The sequence below is a fragment of the Pseudomonas sp. PGPPP4 genome, from assembly GCF_002256045.1.
Lineage (GTDB): Bacteria > Pseudomonadota > Gammaproteobacteria > Pseudomonadales > Pseudomonadaceae > Chryseomonas > Chryseomonas oryzihabitans.
Window position 1 is genome coordinate 66,876 of the sequence record NZ_NKID01000014.1, and the last position, 19,203, is coordinate 86,078.

18 protein-coding genes are annotated in these 19,203 nt (G+C 67.5%); 6 read left to right on the top strand and 12 right to left on the bottom strand.

Translation table 11 applies throughout. The annotated features are described in order from the left end of the window. Nucleotides 1-94: 94 nt before the first annotated feature. The 4 genes from rpoH to ftsY all read right to left on the bottom strand — a co-directional run bounded on the left by rpoH (nucleotide 95) and on the right by ftsY (nucleotide 4,243). On the bottom strand, nucleotides 95-949 hold the full coding sequence (gene rpoH / locus CFE50_RS20325; protein WP_007161649.1) for an RNA polymerase sigma factor RpoH: 855 nt from the start codon (nucleotides 947-949) through the stop codon (nucleotides 95-97). 161 nt (nucleotides 950-1,110) lie between these two features. Further along, nucleotides 1,111-2,121 (bottom strand): permease-like cell division protein FtsX, encoded by a 1,011-nt coding sequence (gene ftsX, locus CFE50_RS20330; RefSeq protein WP_241807638.1) that lies wholly within the window; start codon nucleotides 2,119-2,121, stop codon nucleotides 1,111-1,113. Beyond that, the gene (gene ftsE / locus CFE50_RS20335; protein ID WP_007161647.1) at nucleotides 2,118-2,792 is read right to left on the bottom strand and encodes a cell division ATP-binding protein FtsE; all 675 of its coding nucleotides are present in this window, start codon (nucleotides 2,790-2,792) and stop codon (nucleotides 2,118-2,120) included. Before ftsE ends, ftsX begins: the two co-directional genes overlap by 4 nt. Beyond that, nucleotides 2,789-4,243 carry a signal recognition particle-docking protein FtsY gene (ftsY, locus tag CFE50_RS20340; protein ID WP_027602919.1) on the bottom strand — a complete coding sequence of 485 codons (1,455 nt, stop codon included), beginning with the start codon at nucleotides 4,241-4,243 and terminating at the stop codon, nucleotides 2,789-2,791. Before ftsY ends, ftsE begins: the two co-directional genes overlap by 4 nt. A 202-nt stretch (nucleotides 4,244-4,445) precedes the next feature. Here ftsY and CFE50_RS20345 point away from each other — a divergent pair, with 202 nt between their 5' ends. The 6 genes from CFE50_RS20345 to CFE50_RS20370 all read left to right on the top strand — a co-directional run bounded on the left by CFE50_RS20345 (nucleotide 4,446) and on the right by CFE50_RS20370 (nucleotide 9,751). Then, nucleotides 4,446-5,807, top strand: coding sequence for a M16 family metallopeptidase (locus tag CFE50_RS20345; RefSeq protein WP_286737077.1), 1,362 nt, complete (start codon nucleotides 4,446-4,448; stop codon nucleotides 5,805-5,807). Continuing rightward, nucleotides 5,804-7,243 (top strand): M16 family metallopeptidase, encoded by a 1,440-nt coding sequence (locus tag CFE50_RS20350; protein ID WP_027602917.1) that lies wholly within the window; start codon nucleotides 5,804-5,806, stop codon nucleotides 7,241-7,243. The genes CFE50_RS20345 and CFE50_RS20350 overlap by 4 nt, the downstream gene beginning before the upstream one ends. A gap of 1 nt (nucleotide 7,244) precedes the next feature. After that, nucleotides 7,245-7,814 carry a 16S rRNA (guanine(966)-N(2))-methyltransferase RsmD gene (gene rsmD, locus CFE50_RS20355; RefSeq protein ID WP_027602916.1) on the top strand — a complete coding sequence of 190 codons (570 nt, stop codon included), beginning with the start codon at nucleotides 7,245-7,247 and terminating at the stop codon, nucleotides 7,812-7,814. Continuing rightward, nucleotides 7,811-8,815: a hydrolase gene (locus CFE50_RS20360; protein WP_286737080.1), complete on the top strand. Its 1,005-nt coding sequence runs from the start codon at nucleotides 7,811-7,813 to the stop codon at nucleotides 8,813-8,815. The genes rsmD and CFE50_RS20360 overlap by 4 nt, the downstream gene beginning before the upstream one ends. Nucleotides 8,816-8,914: 99 nt before the next feature. Then, complete coding sequence (coaD, locus tag CFE50_RS20365) at nucleotides 8,915-9,400, top strand: pantetheine-phosphate adenylyltransferase (protein WP_007161641.1); 486 nt, start codon at nucleotides 8,915-8,917, stop codon at nucleotides 9,398-9,400. Nucleotides 9,401-9,499: 99 nt separating this feature from the next. Next, a complete protein-coding gene (locus tag CFE50_RS20370; RefSeq protein ID WP_007161640.1) occupies nucleotides 9,500-9,751 on the top strand; it encodes a YfhL family 4Fe-4S dicluster ferredoxin in 252 nt (83 codons plus the stop codon). Between the two features lie 23 nt (nucleotides 9,752-9,774). On the opposite strand, the gene CFE50_RS20375 is transcribed toward CFE50_RS20370, so the two are convergent. The 8 genes from CFE50_RS20375 to hemE form a co-directional block, all read right to left on the bottom strand. Next, nucleotides 9,775-10,131, bottom strand: coding sequence for a multidrug transporter (locus tag CFE50_RS20375; RefSeq protein WP_278895178.1), 357 nt, complete (start codon nucleotides 10,129-10,131; stop codon nucleotides 9,775-9,777). A gap of 85 nt (nucleotides 10,132-10,216) precedes the next feature. Then, the gene (gene lgt, locus CFE50_RS20380) at nucleotides 10,217-11,029 is read right to left on the bottom strand and encodes a prolipoprotein diacylglyceryl transferase (RefSeq protein ID WP_017641011.1); all 813 of its coding nucleotides are present in this window, start codon (nucleotides 11,027-11,029) and stop codon (nucleotides 10,217-10,219) included. A 19-nt stretch (nucleotides 11,030-11,048) separates the two neighbouring features. Further along, a complete protein-coding gene (locus CFE50_RS20385; RefSeq protein ID WP_286737084.1) occupies nucleotides 11,049-11,831 on the bottom strand; it encodes a sulfite exporter TauE/SafE family protein in 783 nt (260 codons plus the stop codon). A 76-nt stretch (nucleotides 11,832-11,907) separates the two neighbouring features. Then, nucleotides 11,908-14,187, bottom strand: coding sequence for a phosphoenolpyruvate--protein phosphotransferase (gene ptsP / locus CFE50_RS20390; protein ID WP_007161636.1), 2,280 nt, complete (start codon nucleotides 14,185-14,187; stop codon nucleotides 11,908-11,910). Nucleotides 14,188-14,298: 111 nt separating this feature from the next. After that, on the bottom strand, nucleotides 14,299-14,772 hold the full coding sequence (locus CFE50_RS20395) for an RNA pyrophosphohydrolase (protein WP_007161635.1): 474 nt from the start codon (nucleotides 14,770-14,772) through the stop codon (nucleotides 14,299-14,301). A gap of 191 nt (nucleotides 14,773-14,963) precedes the next feature. Beyond that, nucleotides 14,964-16,487 (bottom strand): MFS transporter, encoded by a 1,524-nt coding sequence (locus CFE50_RS20400; RefSeq protein ID WP_241807644.1) that lies wholly within the window; start codon nucleotides 16,485-16,487, stop codon nucleotides 14,964-14,966. Between the two features lie 111 nt (nucleotides 16,488-16,598). Further along, on the bottom strand, nucleotides 16,599-17,612 hold the full coding sequence (locus CFE50_RS20405; protein ID WP_286737083.1) for an Ldh family oxidoreductase: 1,014 nt from the start codon (nucleotides 17,610-17,612) through the stop codon (nucleotides 16,599-16,601). Between the two features lie 92 nt (nucleotides 17,613-17,704). After that, on the bottom strand, nucleotides 17,705-18,772 hold the full coding sequence (gene hemE, locus CFE50_RS20410; protein WP_042136641.1) for a uroporphyrinogen decarboxylase: 1,068 nt from the start codon (nucleotides 18,770-18,772) through the stop codon (nucleotides 17,705-17,707). Nucleotides 18,773-19,203: the final 431 nt, after the last annotated feature.

Genomic DNA, 19,203 nt, shown 5'->3' on the forward strand with positions numbered 1-19,203 from the left:
CTGCCCTGGCAGACACTTGGGCAGCATTCTTGGGATCACGACCATAAAAAAACCGCGCCCTGGCTGGGGCGCGGCTTTTCGATCCCAAACCGGATCAGGCGGCGATGTTGCCCTTGAGCTTGTTCATCGCGTTCTTCTCCAGCTGACGGATACGTTCCGCCGAGACGTTGTACTTGGCCGCCAGCTCATGCAGCGTCGCCTTTTCCTCGGCCAGCCAGCGCTGGTAGAGGATGTCGCGGCTGCGGTCGTCCAGGCGTTCCAGGGCCTCGTGCAGATTGGCCGTGGAGCTGTCGGTCCAGTCGGCTTCCTCCAGCTGACGCGCCGGATCGTACCGGCTATCTTCCAGGTACTGGGCCGGCGACTGATAGGCCGCGTCGTCATCGGCATCGCTGGCCGGGTCGAAGGCCATGTCATGGCCGGTCAGACGGCTTTCCATCTCGCGCACTTCCCGGGGCTCGACGCCCAGGGTTTCGGCCACACGATGGACCTCGTCGTTGTTCAGCCAGGCCAACCGCTTCTTCTGGCTGCGCAGGTTGAAGAACAGCTTGCGCTGCGCCTTGGTGGTGGCGACCTTGACGATCCGCCAGTTGCGCAGGATGAATTCGTGGATTTCGGCCTTGATCCAGTGCACGGCAAAGGATACCAGGCGTACGCCCATTTCAGGATTGAAGCGCTTCACGGCCTTCATCAGGCCGACGTTGCCTTCCTGGATCAGGTCGGCCTGGGCCAGACCATAGCCAGAATAGCTCTTGGCGATATGCACCACGAAACGCAGATGCGCGAGCACCAACTGCCGGGCGGCCTCGACGTCTTCCTTGTAGAAGAGGCGCTCGGCCAGTTCACGCTCCCGCTCCGGAGTGAGCAGCGGAATGCTGTTCACCGAATGCACATAGGCTTCCAGGCTGGCGCCGGGAACCAATGTAGGAACAGGTTGCAACGAAGTGGTCATGCGAATCCTCCGATTCACTAAGCACTGGGCAGTCTAACACTGATTTTTTGGACAGCGCCAGACTAGCCGAGGTTCCCTTAACCCCAGCTGAAAACTACCGTGAAAGCCGTGTGCCATCAGGGGTTTAGACCGTTTCCGGAGGTGTCGGAAACGGCCGTTCGTCAGCGCGGAGCGAGTTCGCGCAAATGACGGGCAACCGCCAGCCAGGCGCCGATGTAGCCGAGCAGCACCGCACCGATCAGCAGTTGCAGCCCGTCCTCGAGGGCGACGCTGCCCAGGGCGAAATCGCTGCCGTAGAGGCCGGCCAGATCCAGCACCGCGGCGTTCAGCCAGTTCAGGCCGAACACCAGCAGGGCCCAGGCGGCGATGCCGGCGCCCAGGCCGAACAGCGCGCCCATGTAGAGGAAGGGCCGGCGCACGTAGCCGTCGGTACCGCCCACCAGCTTGACCACCTCGATCTCGGTGCGGCGATTCTCGATGGCCAGGCGGATGGTATTGCCAATCACCAGCAGCAGGGCGATCACCAGCACCACGGTCAGGCCGAAGACGAAGCGCTCGCCGAGCTTGAGGATGGCGGTGAGGCGCTCGACCCACTGCATGTCCAGCTGCACCTGCTGCACGCCATTCATCTCGGCCAGCTGGCTGCGCAGCATGTCGAGGCGACTCTTGTCGATTTCCTTGGGGGTCACGGCGATGACGCCGGGCAGCGGATTCTGCGGCAATTCGCGCAGCGCCTCACCGAGGCCGGCGTCCTGTTGCAATTCCTTCAGGGCGTCGTCCGGGCTGATCCAGCGTGCCTCGGCCACATCGGGCAGGATCTTGATCTGGCTCATCAGCACCTCGGCCTGGTCCTGACCGGTGCGCAGGTCGAGGAACACCGAGATCTGCGCCGCGCGCTGCCAGGAGCCGCCCAGGCGCTCGACGTTCTTCAGCAGCAGCGACACGCCCATGGGCAGCGCCAGGGCAATGCCCATCACCAGGCAGGTGAGGAAGGTGCCTATGGGTTGCTGCACCATCCGCCTGAGGCTGTCCCTCAGACCGGTGCGGTGGGCTTCGAGGTAGGCATGCAGCGGGCTGCGCCAGTCGCTCTTGGGTTTCTTCGGGGCCTGGCGCTGCGGACGCTGGGGCTTGCCGCCCTGTTCCTGGCCACGGGGCAGTTCGGTGGCGCTCATGGCTGGCTCTCCTCTTCGTCGCCGATCAGGCGGCCGCGCTGCAGGGTCAGCATGCGATGGTGCAGCCGGGCGATGAGGGCATGGTCGTGACTGGCGATCAGCACCGTGGTGCCGAGGCTGTTGATGTCCTCGAAGACGCCCATGATCTCCGAGGCCAGGCGCGGATCGAGGTTGCCGGTGGGTTCGTCGGCGAGCAGCAGGGCCGGCCGATGCACCACGGCGCGGGCGATGCCGACCCGCTGCTGCTGGCCGGTGGAGAGCTCGGCCGGATAGTCGTCGAGCTTGTCCTTGAGGCTGACCCGCTCCAGGGCCGCGGCCACGCGCTTGGCAATCTCGGGCTTGGACAGGCCGAGGATCTGCAGCGGCAGGGCGACGTTGTCGAACACGGTGCGGTCATAGAGCAACTGATGGTTCTGGAAGACCACGCCGATCTGCCGGCGCAGAAAGGGAATCTGCGCATTGGTGATGCGCGAGATGTCCTGGCCGGCCAGGGTCAGCTTGCCGCCGGTGGGCCTTTCCATGGCCAGGATCAGCCGCATCAGGGTGCTCTTGCCGGCGCCGGAATGCCCGGTGACGAAGAGGATCTCGCCGCGTTCGGCACGGAAGCTCAGTTCCTGCAGGCCGACGTGACCGTTGGGATAGCGCTTGGAGACGCGGTCGAACTGGATCATGAGACGCCCCGCTCCGCGAACAGGGCCTGGACGAAGGGCCGCGCTTCGAAGGGCCGCAGGTCGTCGATACTCTCGCCGACGCCGACATAGCGGATCGGCAGGGCGCTCTGCTTGGCCAGGGCGAAGATCACCCCGCCCTTGGCGGTGCCGTCGAGCTTGGTCAGCGCCAGGCCGGTCAGGGGCACCGCGTTGTGGAATTGCTTGGCCTGGTTGAGGGCGTTCTGGCCGGTACCGGCGTCCAGCACCAGCAGGGTCTCGTGGGGCGCCGCCTCGTCCAGCTTGCCGATCACCCGGCGCACCTTGCGCAGCTCTTCCATGAGGTTGTCCTTGGTGTGCAGCCGGCCGGCAGTGTCAGCGATCAGCACATCGATGCCGCGGGCCTTGGCCGCCTGGACGGCGTCGAAGATCACCGAGGCGGAATCGGCGCCGGTGTGCTGGGCGATCACCGGGATGCGGTTGCGCTCGCCCCAGACCTGCAGCTGCTCGACCGCTGCGGCACGGAAGGTGTCGCCGGCCGCCAGCATGACCTTCTTGCCTTCGTTCTGCAGCCGTTTGGCCAGCTTGCCGATGGTGGTGGTCTTGCCGGCGCCGTTCACGCCGACAACCAGGATGACATAGGGCTTGTGCGAGGTATCGATCACCAGCGGCTGTTCCACCGGCAGCAGCATCTCGGTGAGCTCCTGCTGCAGCGCCTGATAGAGCGCCTCGCTGTCGGCCAGCTGCTTGCGCGCCACCTTCTGGGTCAGGTTGCGCATGATGACGCCGGTGGCCTCGACGCCGACGTCGGCGGTCAGCAGGCGGGTCTCCAGCTCTTCGAGCAGGTCGTCGTCGATGGCCTTCTTGCCGAGGAACAGACTGGCCATACCTTCGCCAAGACTGGCGCTGGTCTTGGACAGGCCCTGGCGCAGGCGGGCGAAGAAGCCCAGCTTGGCCGGTTCGGCCGGGGTGGCGGCGACAGCGGGTGGAGCGGGTTCGGGTTCGGGCGCAACCACCTCGGGCTCAGGACGGACCGGGGCGACGGGCGCAACGGGTACGACCGGGGCGGGAGCAGGCTCAGGCACCGGCATAACCGGAGGCAGCGGCGCGACCGGCACAGCCACTGGTTCGGGCTCGGGCTCCGGCTCGGGCGCCCTAGCCGGCTCGACCTCGACCGGAGGCACGATGGGATCGGCCACCAGCGGCTCGACCAGCGCCGTGAGCGCCACCGGCGACGGCGCCTCCTCTTCGGCGACCGGCACCGGGGTCAGCGAGGGAATCGCCTCCGGCGGTTCGGGCACCGGCTCCGGGTGCTGCACCGGCTCGCTGGCCAGCGGCTCGGGCAGGCGCTCCTCGGCTTCAGGCGCGGGGGCTTCGGCAGGCGTCTCTACGGGTTCGGCAGTCTTCTTGCGGAACCAGCCGAACAGGCCTTTCTTCTCCGTGGCGGGAGACTTCTTGTCGTCGGATCCAAACATGCGGGGCTCTGTATCGAACGGACGAACCGGCTGCGGGAGCTCCGCCAGGCGGGGCTCGACCGTCAGGCATGGCCGTCGGGAAAAGGGATGCGTATCCTAGCAGCCTGCCGGGCGGAAGACCTCCCCGTCGGCGAAAAACGCGCGACCGTCCCCAGGACGCAGCCGCTTCGTCCCCTACCGCGCTACAAGGCCTGCTCTCGCGATGCCCGCCTCCCGCTCCCGTCGGACCGCCCTGGTCGTCCTGCTCAGCCTGCTCCCCGCCTTCGCCCTGGCCACGGCCAGCCGGCAGAACACCGAGGAATTCACCCTCGACAACGGCCTCAAGCTGGTGGTCCGCGAAGATCACCGGGCGCCGGTCGCCGTGGTGCAACTCTGGTACCGCGCGGGTTCGAGCCTGGAGGAACCCGGGGCGACCGGCCTGTCCCATGCCCTGGAACACCTGATGTTCAAGGGCAGCCGCAAGCTCGGTGCCGGCGAGGCCTCGCACCTGCTGCGCGACCTGGGCGCCGAGGAAAACGCCTTCACCACCGACGACTACACCGTCTATTACCAGCTGCTCGCCCGCGATCGCCTGCCCGTGGCCCTGGAGCTGGAAGCCGATCGCATGCAGCACCTGCGCCTGGAACCGGACGAAGTCAGCCGCGAGCTGGAAGTCATCAAGGAAGAACGCCGGCTGCGCACCGATGACCGGCCCGAGGCGCTGTCCTTCGAGCGCTTCAAGGCCGCCGCCTACCCGGCCAGCGGCTACCGCAACCCCACCATCGGCTGGCCCCAGGATCTGCAGCGCCTCGGTGTGGACGACCTGCGTCGCTGGTACCAGACCTGGTACGCACCCAACAACGCCACCCTGGTGGTGGTCGGCGATGTCGAACCCCAGGCGATTCGCGCCGAGGTGCAGCGCTGGTTCGGCGGCATCCCCCGCAGCGATCTGCCCGCGCCGCGGCGACCGCTGGAATTGCCGGCGCCGGGCGAGCGGCGCCTGGCCCTGCAGGCCCGCGAACTGCCCAGCCTGCTGATGGGCTTCAACGTGCCCAGCCTGGCCACCGCCGCCCAGCCGCGCGATGCCTATGCGCTGCAACTGCTGGCCGCCCTGCTCAGCGGCGGTTCGGGGGCGCGCCTGCCCAGTCGTCTCGAACGCGGCACGGAAGTGGCCAGCAGCGTGCGCGCCGCCTATGGCGCCTACACCCGTGGCGACAGCCTCTTCCTGCTCAGCGGCACCCCCAATACCCCGCGCGGCAAGACCCTCGACCAGCTGGAAGCGGCCTTCTGGGCGCAACTGGAGCTGCTCAAACGCGAGCCGCCCAGCACCGAGGAACTGGCCCGCGTCCGCGCCCTGCTGGTGGCCGGGCTGGTCTATGGCCGCGACTCCATCACTGCCCAGGCCAGCAGCATCGGCCAGCTGGAAAGCGTCGGCCTCGGCTGGCGCCAGGGGGATCGGCTGCTCGACGAACTGGGCCGGGTCACCCCCGACGACCTGCGCCGGGTGGCCCGCACCTACTTCACCCGCGAGCGCCTGACCCTGGCCCAGCTCGAGCCCGCAGCCACCGCGGAGAATCGTCCATGAAGCCGCTGCTCTGGCTGTCGCTGTGCCTGCTCGCGGGCTGCCAGTCCCCTACCCCGGTCGGCGATCTGGCGCGCGCCTATCCGGCCGTGGACAGCCTCAAGACGCTCAAGGACGCGCCGCCCCTGGGGCGCCAGCTGGACATCCAGCGCTGGCGCACCGCCGAGGGCGCCCAGGTGCTGTTCGTGCCGGCGCCGGAATTGCCGATGTTCGACGTGCGCCTGATCTTTGCCGCCGGCAGCAGCCAGGATGGCGCCACCCCGGGCCTGGCCATGCTGACCAACGGCCTGCTCAACGAAGGCACCCCGGGACGCGATGCCGGCGCCATCGCCGATGGCTTCGAGCGCCTGGGCGCCGACTTCAGCAACGGCGCCTATCGTGACCAGGCGGTGGCCGGCCTGCGCACCCTCGCCGATCCGGCCCACAGCGAACCGGCCCTGGCGCTGCTGGCCGACGTGGTAGGTCGCCCGACCTTTCCCGCCGAGGCCATCCAGCGCATCCGCGACCAGCTGCTGACGCTGATCGCCGCCAGCCGCCGCGAACCGGCGAACCTGGCGGGTGAGGCGCTGCAGGAACGCCTCTACGGCGACCATCCCTATGCCCATTCGCCACGGGGCACGGCCGCTGGCCTGGCCCGCCTGGACGCGGCCAGCCTCCGGGCCTTCCATGCCCGCGCCTATGCCGCCGGCAATGCCGTGATCGCCCTTACCGGCGATCTGGATCGGACCCGCGCCGAGCAGATCGCCGCCCAGCTGTCGCGCGCCCTGCCCCGCGGTCCGGCCCTGCCGCCGCTGCCCGTGCCGGCTCCCGCCGCGCCGGCGCGGGTGCAACTGGAGGTCCCGGCCCAGCAGACCCGCCTGCTACTCGGTCAGCTCGGCATCACCCGCCGCGATCCCGACTATGCCGCCCTCTTCGTCGGCAACCAGATCCTCGGCGGTGGCGGTTTCGGCAGTCGACTGATGACCGAATTGCGCGAACGCCGCGGTCTCACCTACGGCGTCAGCTCGGGCTTCACCCCCATGCGTCAGCCGGGTCCCTTCACCATCGGCCTGCAAACCCGCGCCGAACTGGGCGATGCCACCCTGGCGCTGGTCCGCGACCTGCTGCGCGACTACCTGGCCCAGGGTCCCACCCAGGCCGAACTGGACCGCGCCAAGCGACAGATCGAAGGCAGCTTCCCGCTGGCCAACGCCAGCAACGGCGCCATCGTCGCCCAGCTGGGCAACATCGGCTTCTACGACCTGCCCAGCAGCTACCTGGACGACTTCCTCCAGCAGGTCCGCCGCCTGACGGTGGAACAGGTGCATGCGGCCCTGCAGCGCCACCTCGATCCCGAGCGCTTCGTCGTGGTCAGCGCCGGCCCGCGGGTCGCCCAGCAGCCGCTGCCGCCCCCCCGCCCTCTTCCCAACTTGCCGCCCAGCGGCGTTCCGGAGCACTAGCATGGCCCAGAAGACCGCCAACCAACTGCGCATCATCGGTGGCGACTGGCGCAGCCGGCGCTTCGTCTTTCCCGATGCCCTGGGCCTGAGGCCCACCCCGGACCGGGTCCGCGAGACCCTATTCAACTGGCTGGCCGCCGTCACCCCAGGCGCGCGGGTGCTGGACCCCTTCGCCGGCAGCGGCGCGCTGCTGCTGGAAGCCCTCTCCCGCGGCGCCGGCCAGGCGCTGGCCTTCGACCTCAATGCCCAGGCCGCCACTGCCCTGCGCGGCCATCTGCAGACCCTTGGCTGTGCCCAGGCCGAGGTGCGCCAGACCGACGCCCTGCAGGCCCTGGTTAAGCCGGCGGAAGCGCCCTTCGACCTGGTGTTTCTCGATCCGCCCTTTGGCAAAAACCTGCTGGAACCGGCCTGCGCGGCCCTGGAAGCCCAGGGCTGGCTGGCTGCGGACGCCTGGATCTACACCGAGAGCGAGACCCAGCCCTCGCGCCTGACGCTGCCCGCGACCTGGCAGCTGCACCGCGAGAAGAAGACCGGCAACGTCCACTACGCCCTCTGGCACCGCCAGGCGTGACCAGCACGCCCTTCAAGCCGGCGCGCTGGCTGCCCGGCCCGCACCTGCAGACCCTCTGGGGCTCACTGTGGCGCCGCCTGCCGCCCATCACCCGGCCGCGGGAACGACTGTGGCTGGAGGACGGCGACTTCCTCGATCTGGACTGGTACAACGCCGAGGATCCGCGGGCACCACTGGTGCTGATCGCCCACGGCCTGACCGGCAGCTCCGGCTCCCACTATGTGCTCGGCCTGCAATTCGCCCTGGCCGCCCGCGGCTGGGCCAGCGTCGGCCTCAACTGGCGCGGCTGCTCCGGCGAACCCAACCGCCTGCCACGTGGCTATCACTCCGGCGTCAGCGAAGACCTGGCCGCGGTGGTGCGCCACCTGCAAACCAGTCGTCCGGACGCGCCACTGTATGGCGTGGGCTTTTCCTTGGGCGGTAACGTGCTGCTCAAGTACCTGGGCGAGCGGGGCGAGCACAGCGGCCTGCAGGCGGCCGCTGCGGTCTCGGTACCCTTTCGCCTGGACCTCTGCGCCGATCGCATCGGCATCGGCTTCTCGCGCATCTATCAGCGGCACTTCATCCGCGAACTGGCGCGCTACGTGCGCGACAAGCAGGCGCTGTTCGACCGCGACCTTCACCCCGAACAGCACGAGATCCTCGCGCGCCTGGGGCCGCCCGAGGGACTCAAGACCTTCTGGGACTTCGACGATCGCTATACCGCGCCCCTGCACGGCTTTCGCGATGCCCGGGACTACTACCGCCAGGCCTCCAGCCGCTACTACCTGGGGGGTATCCGCATCCCCACCCTGCTGATCCAGGCCGAAGACGACCCCTTCATCGGCACCGACGCCCTGCCCGCCCGTGCCGAACTGGCGCCCGATACCCTGTTCGAGCGCCTGCCCCATGGCGGCCATGTGGGTTTCGTCGGCGGCGCCTTCCGCGATCCGGACTACTACCTGGAAAGACGCATCCCCGACTGGCTGGTCAGCCAGCGGGCAGCGCCATCCGGCCGATAAACGCCCACGGGTCGGCGATCCCGGCGGCTGTCGCCTTGGCCTCACTCCGCCCCTGAGCTACCATCCAAGCCCCAACAGCTTCGCCCCCAGGACAGCGTCATGAACCGAGTGCTATACCCCGGCACCTTCGACCCCATCACCAAGGGCCATGGCGATCTGGTGGAGCGCGCCTCGCGGCTGTTCGACGAAGTCGTGGTGGCGGTGGCGGCCAGTCCCAAGAAGAATCCGCTGTTTCCGCTGGAGCGCCGGGTCGAGCTGGCCAAGGCGGTGACCGCGCACCTGCCCAATGTCGAGGTGATCGGCTTCAGCTGCCTGCTGGCCACCCTGGTGGAGCAGCAGAAGGCGACCATCATCCTGCGCGGCCTGCGCGCGGTGTCGGATTTCGAATTCGAATTCCAGCTGGCCAACATGAACCGGGTGCTGGCGCCCCAGGCGGAAAGCATGTTCCTGACCCCGTCGGAACACTATTCCTACCTGTCTTCCACCCTGGTGCGGGAGATCGCGGCGCTCGGCGGCGACGTGACCAAGTTCGTCCATCCCACCGTGCATCAGGCGCTGCTGGAGCGTTTTGCCCCGGCCAGCTGATTAACCCCAAGGACTGTCGGGTGCAGCCGGCGCGCGGATGGGGCAAAATGCGCGCCTGACTTTTGGATCGCTGCGCGTTCGCGCAGCGTGGAGCCGACGATGTCCCTCATCATTACCGACGATTGCATCAACTGCGACGTGTGCGAGCCCGAGTGCCCGAACGGCGCCATCTCCCAGGGTGCGGAGATCTACGTGATCGATCCGAACCTGTGCACCGAGTGCGTGGGCCACTACGACGAACCCCAGTGCCAGCAGGTCTGCCCGGTGGACTGCATCCCCCTCGACGAGAACCATGTCGAGACCAAGGAGCAGCTGCACGACAAGTATTTGAAGATCAGCGGCCAGGCCTGAGCGGCCAGGTCCGGCGCCAGGGCCTATTCGGTACGCCCGTACCCGCTCTGGGTACAGCCCAGGCAGCGCACGAAGGCCGCCTTGCCCGGCTCGACCACCAACGCCTTGCCGGCCTTGCCGATGTTACCGCCGGCGGCGGTGAACGGCAGACTGATCACGAAAGCCCCCGCACCGATCACGGTCGCGGCGATCAGCAGCGGCCGCGCGATCAGCAGGTCGCCGATCATGGAAAAGGCAGCGGGTGCCTGGGCTTCACCGAACGCCTGGTCGGCGGTCTGATATTCGGTGACTTCACCCTGAGCCTGCTGCGCCTGCGCCGGCAAGACCTGCATCGTCAGGGCCAGCGCCAGCACGGCAGCCAGGCTACGGAACGGATTCATACGGCTGATCCCTTGCGCGGTTGTGATGGTGGTCCCTGAACTATAACAGCCCGCCCGCACTTGTCATGCGGGCGGGCCTCAGACGTCATTCGGCTCGGACGACCGGCTGCGGCGCGCGGCGATGGGCATAGACCATCAGCGCGATGCCGCCGAGCACCATGGGCACGCAGAGCACCTGCCCCATGGTCAGCCAGCCCCAGGCCAGATAGCCGAGCTGGGCGTCGGGCACCCGCACGAATTCGACGATGAAGCGGAAGATGCCGTAGCAGAGCACGAACAGGCCGGACACGGCCATGGTCGGCCGCGGCTTGCGCGAGTAGAGCCAGAGGATCACGAACAGCGCCACCCCTTCCAGGGCGAACTGATACAGCTGCGAGGGATGGCGCGGCAGCTGGGCCGGATCGCTGTAGGGCGGAAAGATCATCGCCCAGGGCACGTCGGTGGGCTTGCCCCAGAGTTCGGCGTTGATGAAGTTGCCGATGCGGCCGGCACCGAGGCCGATGGGCACCAGCGGCGCGATGAAGTCCATCAGCTCGAAGAAGCCCTTGTTGTGGCGCTTGCCGAACCACCAGACCGCCAGGATCACCCCGAGCAGGCCGCCGTGGAAGGACATGCCGCCCTTCCAGACCTCGAAGATCAGCGTCGGATTGGCGATGTATTCCGCCAGGTTGTAGAACAGCACGTAGCCGAGTCGCCCGCCGGCGATGACCCCCAGCGCCACCCAGAACACCAGATCGGACAGGGTCTCGCTGGTCCAGCGCGGATCGAAGCGATTGAGTCGCCGCTTGGCCAGCCACCAGGCGCCACCGATCCCCACCAGGTACATGAGGCCGTACCAGTGAATCTTCAGCGGCCCCAGCGACAGGGCCACCGGGTCTATTTGCGGATACGGCAGCATGGTGCCTCCTTGAAAGGGATCAGAGTAAGAAATTGAGACCGACGCCGAACAGCAACAGGGCAAACAGGCGCTTGAGCAGCCGGGGCGACAGGCGATGGGCCAGCCGCGCACCGAAACGGGCCGAGAACATGCTGGTCAGGGCGATACCCAGCAAGGCCGGCAGATAGACATAGCCCAGACTCCAGGCGGGCAGGCCCGGCTGCTGCCAGCCGACCAGAATGAAGGACAGCGCCCCGGACAGGGCGATGGGCAGGCCGCAGGCCGCCGAGGTGGCCACCGCCTGCTGCATGCTCAGGCTGCGCCAGATCAGGAAGGGTACGGTGAGCGAGCCGCCGCCGATGCCGAAGATGGCCGAGGCCCAGCCGATCACCACCCCGGCCACCGTCAGCGCCGGTTTGCCCGGTTCGCCGGCCTGGGCCTTGGGGCGCAGGTCCAGCGCCAGCTGAAGGGCGATGAGGATGGCGAAGATGCCGATGATCTTCTGCAGCAGCGGGCCGTGGATGGCGGCGGCGGTCAGGGCGCCCAAGGCGCTGCCGAAGACGATGCCCAGGGCCATCCAGGCGAACAGCCGCCAGCGCACGGCGCCGAGTCGGTGGTGGGCCCAGACGGAATTGAGCGAGGTGAAGACGATGGTGGCCAGCGAGGTACCCACCGCCAAGTGGGTGAGGATGTCCGGATCGAGGCCCTGGGCGGTAAAGCTGTAGACCAGCACCGGCACTATGATCAGGCCGCCGCCGACCCCGAACAGACCGGCCAGCAGCCCGGCGCAGACGCCGAGCACCAGGAAGAGCAAGAGATCCATCATCACCTCGGGCGCAGGAGGCGGCATGGTACGCCGCTGCCTGCCCGGCGGGAAGCGGCCTTCCCGCCGGGCACGCTCAGCTCTGGACGCTGGCCGCCGGATTGATCACCCGACCCAGTCCGAGATTGCGCAAGGCCAGATGCAGGGCGCTGTGGATGACCTGGGGGTTGTCGATCTGGCGCATCTGCTGCACCAGCTCGCGGGCCTTTTCCAGGGTGACCTGGCGCAGCAGCCACTTCACCTTGGGCAGGTTGGTGGCGTTCATCGACAGGGTGTCGAAGCCCATGCCCATGAGCAGCACCGCCGCCGCCGGATCCCCGGCCATCTCGCCGCAGATGCTCACTGGCACCCCTTCGGCGTGGGCGCCATCGACCACCTGTTGCAGCGCCTGCAGCACCGCCGGGTGGAAGTAGTCGTAGAGATCGGCCACCCGCGGGTTGTTGCGATCCACCGCCAGCAGGTACTGGGTCAGGTCGTTGGAGCCCACCGAGATGAAGTCCACCTGGCGCGCCAGATCGCGGGCCTGGTAGACCGCCGAGGGCACCTCGACCATGACCCCCACCGGCGGCATGGGGATATCGACGCCTTCGTCACGCACCTCGCACCAGGCGCGGTGCAGCAGGTGCTGGGACTCCTCCACCTCGTGCACGCCGGAGATCATCGGCAGCATGATGCGCAGGTTGTTCAGGCCCTCGCTGGCCTTGAGCATGGCGCGGGTCTGCACCAGGAAGATTTCCGGATGATCCAGGGTGACGCGGATGCCGCGCCAGCCCAGGAAGGGGTTGTCTTCCTTGATCGGAAAATAGGACAGCGCCTTGTCGCCGCCGACGTCCAGGGTGCGCATGGTCACCGGTGCCGGATGGAAGGCGGCCAGTTGCTCGCGATAGATGGAGAGCTGTTCCTTCTCGCTGGGAAAGCGCTCGTTGACCATGAAGGGCACTTCGGTGCGATACAGCCCGACCCCTTCGGCGCCGCGCTGCTGGGCGCGGGCCACATCGGCCATCAGGCCGGTGTTGACCCACAGCGGCATGCGGTGACCGTCGAGGGTCTCGCAGGGCAGGCTGCGCAGGGCGTCGAGGCCCTGGGTCAGCTGGCGCTCCTCTTCCACCACGTCGCCATACTGCTTGATCAGCGTCGGCGACGGATTGGTGAAGATCTCGCCGTGGTAGCCATCGACGATGAGGTCGATGCCATCCACCTTGGAATACGGCAGGTCCACCGCGCCCATCACGGTCGGCACGCCCATGGCGCGCGCCAGGATGGCGACGTGGGAGTTGCCCGAGCCGAGTACCGAGATCAGGCCGACCAGGCGCCCCTCGGGCACCTCGCCGAGCATGGCCGGCGAGAGCTCCTCGCTGACCAGAATGGTGTTTTCCGGATAGATCAGGCAGGCCTGGTGGGCCTGCTGTAGATAGGCCAGCAAGCGGCGCCCGAGGTCACGCACGTCGGCGGCGCGTTCGCGCAGATAGGCGTCGTCCATCAGCTCGAAGCGCTGGACGTGCTCCATCACCACCTGGCGCAGGGCGCCCTGGGCCCACTGGCCGCTCTTGATGATGGTGGTCACCTCGTTACCGAGGGCGGCGTCGTCGAGCATCATCAGATAGACGTCGAACAGCGCCTGCTCTTCCTTGCGCAACTGGGTGGACAGCCGCTTGGACAGCGCCTTCATGTCCGCCCGCACGCCTTCGAGCGCCGAGCGGAACAGTTGCAGCTCGGCGTCGATGTCGGTCACGGTCTTGTCCGGGACCACTTCCAGATCGGCGGGCGGCAGGACCACCACCGCCTTGCCGACGCCGACCCCGGGCGAACCGGGGATGCCGACGAAACGGGCCTCCTGGATGCCGCGGCCCTGCCGGTCCAGACCACGGATGGTCCCGGTGGCCTCGGCATGGGCGATCACCCCGGCGAGCTGGGCGCTCATGGTGACCAGGAAGGCTTCCTCGCCTTCGTCGAACTGACGGCGTTCCTTCTGCTGCACCACCAGCACGCCCATGACCCGGCGGTGGTGGATGATGGGTGCACCGAGGAAAGACGCATAGCGCTCCTCACCGGTCTCGGCAAAATAGCGAAAGCGCGGGTGGCTGGCGGCGTCTTCGAGATTGAGCGGCTCTTCGCGGGTGCCGACCAGGCCGACCAGGCCCTCGTTGGGGGCCATGCTGACCCGACCGATGGACCTCTTGTTGAGGCCTTCGGTGGCCATGAGCACGAAACGGTTGGTGTCGGGATCCAGCAGATAGACGGAGCAGACCTGCGACTGCATGGCCGCGCGGACGCGCTGCACGATGATGGACAGTGCCGACCCCAGATCCTTGGCGGCATTGACCTCCTGGACGATCTTGCGCAGAACTGCAAGCATCTAGCGCCTCCGCAGCCGACGTCCGGCGGAGCCGCCGGCGTGCATCACGTGTCGTTCATCCTGCATGACCACAGCTTCTCCTCACCTCTTTCGCACCGGCCGAACCGGTAATCAGGCCAGCAAGCGGGGTGCCAACTCCTTGAGCGCCCGCCGATAGACCTCTCGCTTGAAGGTCACCACCTGGCCCAGCGGATACCAGTAGCTTACCCAGCGCCAGCCATCGAATTCCGGCTTGCCGGTCACATCCATCCGCACCCGCTGCTCTTCCGCGGTCAGCCGCAGCAGAAACCACTTCTGCTTCTGGCCGATGCACAGCGGACGGCTGTGGGTGCGCACCATGCGCTGCGGCAGACGGTAGCGCAACCAGCCCCGGGTACAGGCCAGGATACGGACGTCATCGGGGCTCAGCCCCACTTCTTCGTTCAGCTCCCGGTACAGCGCCTCTTCGGGCGTTTCCCGGTCGTCTATCCCACCCTGGGGGAACTGCCAGGCATCCTGATTGATGCGGCGGGCCCACAGTACCTGGCCGGCATCGTTGGCGAGAATGATGCCGACATTGGGGCGAAAACCATCAGCGTCGATCACGGCTGCCACCCTTGAAAAATGTCGTTGCCCGCATTGTTCCACAAAGCCCGACAGCCCAGCAATGCAAGCTCCGGACCGACTGGGGCGCGGCCGACCGGCGCAGGCGTCCGGCACCTGCCGCCGCCTGCAAAAGCCCGCATTATGGTGGTCGCTAGCTGAACGTCGGCTTAAGGGCCGGCAAACGTCGCGCCCTAACGAAAATGCCGTTGCACGGCCATGTAGAGGGCCAGTGCCAGACCGATCCAGCCGACCAGCCAGAAATAGTCCAGATAGCCCAGCACCTGGCTCTGGCGGGTGACCAGACTGGAGATCTGCGCCAGGGCGCTGTCGCTACCGGTGGCCTGCCGATAACGCTCGCCATAGGCCTGGTAGGTCTGGGCATAGGGAGTGACCGCGGCGCTGAGCACCGACGCGTGGAAGGCGTCGCGCCACTGCAGGAAGACGTTGGACAGCACGATGCCCATGGGCATGACCAGTTGCTGGGTCATGTTCTTGATCTGGTAGGCCTGGCTGAAATACGCCGGCTCGACGCGCATGAAGGTGTACATGATGATCACCGCGAAGGTACCGATCAAATAGGTGCCATGCATCATCAGCCCCGGCACCAGCTGCTGGTAGAGGGGCACGTCGGCGTGCTGGCGCACCATCCAGAAGCCGTAGCCGGCCAGCAGTAGGTAACCCGCCACCAGGTACTTGCGAAAGCCGCCCCAGGGAAAGCGCTCGCGCAGCCGCACCGAGGTGATCATCAGCAGCGGCGCCAGGCCGCACAGCCAGCCCAGCGCCATGACGCCCCCGGCGGTATAGACCGGCAGTTGCAGGCCGTTGACCACGTACTGGGGGATGATGAAGTTGTAGGCGCCGAGCAGGAAGTAGTTGAGCATCATGAACAGCATGCCGGCGAGAAAGCCCGGGGTGATGGCGTGCTTGAAGTCCAGGGTCGGCCGTGCCAGGCCGCGCTCGTAGTAGACATAGAGTCCGAGGATGGCCGCTCCCACCAGCAGTTCCACGGCCAGCCACAGGCCATCGCTGAAGAAGTCGAAGGCCAGGCGCTGGGTGGTGGTGGTCAGCAGCAGGCTGCCTACTGCCAGCAGCACCATGGACAGCAGCGACGGCGCCCCAGAATTCTGCAGCGGATGGGAGCGCCGCGGCAGCGACAGCCAGACGCAGACCGCCACCAGCGCGCAGGCCAGCGCCGGCACCATGAAGATGGCGCGCCACTGGTGACCTTCCAGCAATTCCGCGGTGGTGAAGGAGGCCAGCGCACCACCCAGGGGCACGCCCGAAGCGAAGGCGCGAATCCCGGTTGGCAGCTGGGGGCCGGAGAAATACATCTGCACCAGCACCCGCGCCCCGGCAAAGAAGGTGGCGGCGCCGGCGCCCATCAGCGCCCGCCCGACGATGAAGGTCGGCAGATCGGTGGCCACCAGGCAGCACACCTGGCCGACCAGGTGGATGCCGACGGCGGCGAAGATCAGGTTGCGATAGCCCAGGCGCTGGGCGAACCACTGGTGCGGGGCACTGGTGACGATGACCGCGGCGCTGTAGCAGGCGGTGGCCAGGGTATAGCTGCGCTGGTCGATACCCAGGCCGCCATAGACATAGCGGTTGGCCAGGGCGATCGACAAATTGTCGAGAAAGTACACCAGCACCATCAGGGTGATGCTCAGCAGCAACAGGCCGCGATGATGAGGGCGATCGGTGTCGTCGGCGTACATGAAGACCCAGGGCTGGCACTAAGGGGGCCAGTCGTGGACCCTGCGTCCGGGGCGGGGTTCAGAGACCGCGTTGTCGCAGTCTCCTCCAGGTGATGCGGATCGCGTCCTGGCTCAGCCGGGCAGCAGCGCCCGGACGTCGACCAGGAGTTGGTCCGGCACCTCCAGCCAACCACGGGTGGTATTAAGCGCTCGTGCCTGGTAACGACGCTGTGACGGCAGGCGGGCGCCCTGGGCTTCGATGCCGGCGAACAACTGCTCGGCGCGCTGCTGGTAGCTGGCTACCGCGGCGCCGAGAAAGCGCTGGGGATCGAAGGCCAGGATGAGTTCGCCGTGATAGGGCAGCCCGCCCGCGCCGGCGTCGACCGCGGAAGACTCCGGACTGGTGAGATCGCCGATCAGCGGACCGGCGAGCAGTTCGATCATGGCCGACAGCGCCGAGCCCTTGTGACCGCCAAAGGTGAGCATGGCGCCCTCCTCCAGCACGGTGCGGGCATCGTTGCTGGGCGCGCCCTCGGCATCCACGCCCCAGCCCTCGGGCAGGGCCTTGCCCGCGCGACGATGCAATTCGATCTCGCCGCGGGCCACGGCGCTGGTGGCGAAGTCGAAGACGAAGGGATGGCCGTCAGGCCGCGGCCAGCCGAAGGCCAGGGGATTGGTACCGAACAGCGGGCGGCGACCGCCGGCCGGGGCGACATAGGCCTGGGTCGGATTGCAGGCCAGGGCCACCAGCCCCCTGGCGGTGAGGGCTTCCATCTCCACCCAGAGCGCCGAGAAGTGCACGCAGTTGTTGATCGCCAGGGCTGCCAGGCCACAGCTGCGCGCCTTGGCGTCGAGCAGGGGCAGCCCCGTCTCGAAGGCCAGCGGGGAGAAGCCGCCACCCGCATCGACCCGGACGATGGCCGGAGCCACGTCTTCTACCGTCGGCTCGGCATCGGGCACCACCTTGCCGGCCTTGAGCGTCTTGACGATGCCCAGCAGCCGATAGATGCCGTGGGAGGCGCAGTCGTCACGCTGGCCCGCGACCATCATGGCGGCGATGGCCGCGCCCTGCGGCTGACTGAAGCCTTGGGCCGCGAGCACCTCTTCGGCCAGGTGCTGCAGGTCTTCCGGGGTCATCTGGGCCATGGCGGCGCTCCATCGGGAAAACCCCGACTATGCCGCAACCGGCCACGACCCGCTCGCTCGACTTGGGACCGGTCGTGCCGATCCCGGCACAATCAGCCCTGGTGGTAGCGCCCGGACAACTCGTGCACGGCTTCGATGAAGGCGCCGGCATGGGCCGGGTCCACCTCGGGGGTGATGCCGTGGCCGAGGTTGAAGACGTGGCCGCTGCCCTGGCCATAGCTTTCCAGGATGCGCCCCACCTCGGCGCGGATGGCCGCCGGCTTGGCGTAGAGCACGCTGGGGTCCATGTTGCCCTGCAGGGCAACCTTGCTGCCAACGCGGCGGCGCGCTTCGCCGATATCGCAGGTCCAGTCCAGGCCCAGGGCCTCGGCGCCGCTGTCCGCCAGGCTTTCCAGCCAGAGGCCACCGTTCTTGGTGAAGAGGATCACCGGCACCCGGCGTCCTTCATGTTCGCGAATCAGCCCGGCGACGATCTTGCGCATGTAGGCCAGGGAAAACTCCTGGTAGGCCGCGGCGGACAGGTTACCGCCCCAGGTATCGAAGATCTGCACCGCCTGGGCGCCGGCGCGGATCTGGCCGTTGAGGTAGGCGGTGACCGCCTGGGCCAGCTTGTCCAGCAACAGGTGCAGGGCCTCGGGGGTGTCGTAGAGCATGGCCTTGGCCTTGCGGAAATCCTTGCTGGAGCCGCCTTCGATCATGTAGGTGGCCAGGGTCCAGGGGCTGCCGGAAAAGCCGATCAGGGGTACCCGTCCATCCAGCGCCGTGCGGATGGTGCGCACGGCGTCCATGACGTAGCCCAGGTCGGATTCGGCATCGGGGATCGGCAGCGCCTCGATGTCGGCCGGGGTGTCGATCACCTTGCGAAAGCGCGGTCCCTCGCCGGTCTCGAAATACAGGCCCTGGCCCATGGCATCGGGGATGGTGAGGATGTCGGAGAAGAGGATGGCGGCATCCAGCGGATAGCGCTCCAGCGGCTGCAGGGTCACCTCGCAGGCGAATTGCGGGTTCTTGCACAGACTCATGAAGTCCCCGGCACGCGCCCGGCTGGCGCGGTACTCGGGCAGATAGCGTCCGGCCTGGCGCATCATCCACACCGGGGTGACATCCACCGGCTGCTTGAGCAGGGCACGCAGGAAACGGTCGTTCTTGAGGGCAGTCATGGCGACATCCGGCAGCAAAAGTGCCGGCATTGTCGCAAAGCGGCTGGCAAAAGGCACGGCGCCAGGTAGAGCCTTTTGTCTATCGAGGTGATGCAGAGCCGCCGGGTGACGGCGTTCATCGCGGCCGGCACGCCACGCGTGGAAAACGCTGCGCGATTTTCCACCCTACGAGTCCAGCATATGGCGCTCCGCCGATGCGGCCATGGGCCGCTCGTACGGGCCGCCGTAGGTTGGGTTGAGCGCAGCGAAGCCCGGCATCGCCTCGGGGCCGGCACTGTTGGGCTTCGACGATAGAGCCGTCGCAACCCAACCTTGTATCTCTCCTGGGTAATGAGATTAGCTACCTCATTACCCGGAGCCGGTTAAGCACCTACCCAACCTGAGCACTCGATGCTGTGTCGTAGAGTGTGCCTGCCGGCTCCCTTTCTCCA

Bases quoted from the DNA above. Each gene is read 5' to 3' on its own strand.
- ftsE (WP_007161647.1), bottom strand. From the start codon at position 2,792: ATGATCCAGTTCGACCGCGTCTCCAAGCGCTATCCCAACGGTCACGTC.
- ftsX (WP_241807638.1), bottom strand. From the start codon at position 2,121: ATGAGCGCCACCGAACTGCCCCGTGGCCAGGAACAGGGCGGCAAGCCC.
- CFE50_RS20375 (WP_278895178.1), bottom strand. From the start codon at position 10,131: ATGAATCCGTTCCGTAGCCTGGCTGCCGTGCTGGCGCTGGCCCTGACG.
- lgt (WP_017641011.1), bottom strand. From the start codon at position 11,029: ATGCTGCCGTATCCGCAAATAGACCCGGTGGCCCTGTCGCTGGGGCCG.
- coaD (WP_007161641.1), top strand. From the start codon at position 8,915: ATGAACCGAGTGCTATACCCCGGCACCTTCGACCCCATCACCAAGGGC.
- hemE (WP_042136641.1), bottom strand. From the start codon at position 18,772: ATGACTGCCCTCAAGAACGACCGTTTCCTGCGTGCCCTGCTCAAGCAG.
- CFE50_RS20345 (WP_286737077.1), top strand. From the start codon at position 4,446: ATGCCCGCCTCCCGCTCCCGTCGGACCGCCCTGGTCGTCCTGCTCAGC.
- CFE50_RS20350 (WP_027602917.1), top strand. From the start codon at position 5,804: ATGAAGCCGCTGCTCTGGCTGTCGCTGTGCCTGCTCGCGGGCTGCCAG.
- ptsP (WP_007161636.1), bottom strand. From the start codon at position 14,187: ATGCTTGCAGTTCTGCGCAAGATCGTCCAGGAGGTCAATGCCGCCAAG.
- CFE50_RS20385 (WP_286737084.1), bottom strand. From the start codon at position 11,831: ATGGATCTCTTGCTCTTCCTGGTGCTCGGCGTCTGCGCCGGGCTGCTG.
- CFE50_RS20400 (WP_241807644.1), bottom strand. From the start codon at position 16,487: ATGTACGCCGACGACACCGATCGCCCTCATCATCGCGGCCTGTTGCTG.
- CFE50_RS20405 (WP_286737083.1), bottom strand. From the start codon at position 17,612: ATGGCCCAGATGACCCCGGAAGACCTGCAGCACCTGGCCGAAGAGGTG.
- ftsY (WP_027602919.1), bottom strand. From the start codon at position 4,243: ATGTTTGGATCCGACGACAAGAAGTCTCCCGCCACGGAGAAGAAAGGC.
- rpoH (WP_007161649.1), bottom strand. From the start codon at position 949: ATGACCACTTCGTTGCAACCTGTTCCTACATTGGTTCCCGGCGCCAGC.
- CFE50_RS20370 (WP_007161640.1), top strand. From the start codon at position 9,500: ATGTCCCTCATCATTACCGACGATTGCATCAACTGCGACGTGTGCGAG.
- rsmD (WP_027602916.1), top strand. From the start codon at position 7,245: ATGGCCCAGAAGACCGCCAACCAACTGCGCATCATCGGTGGCGACTGG.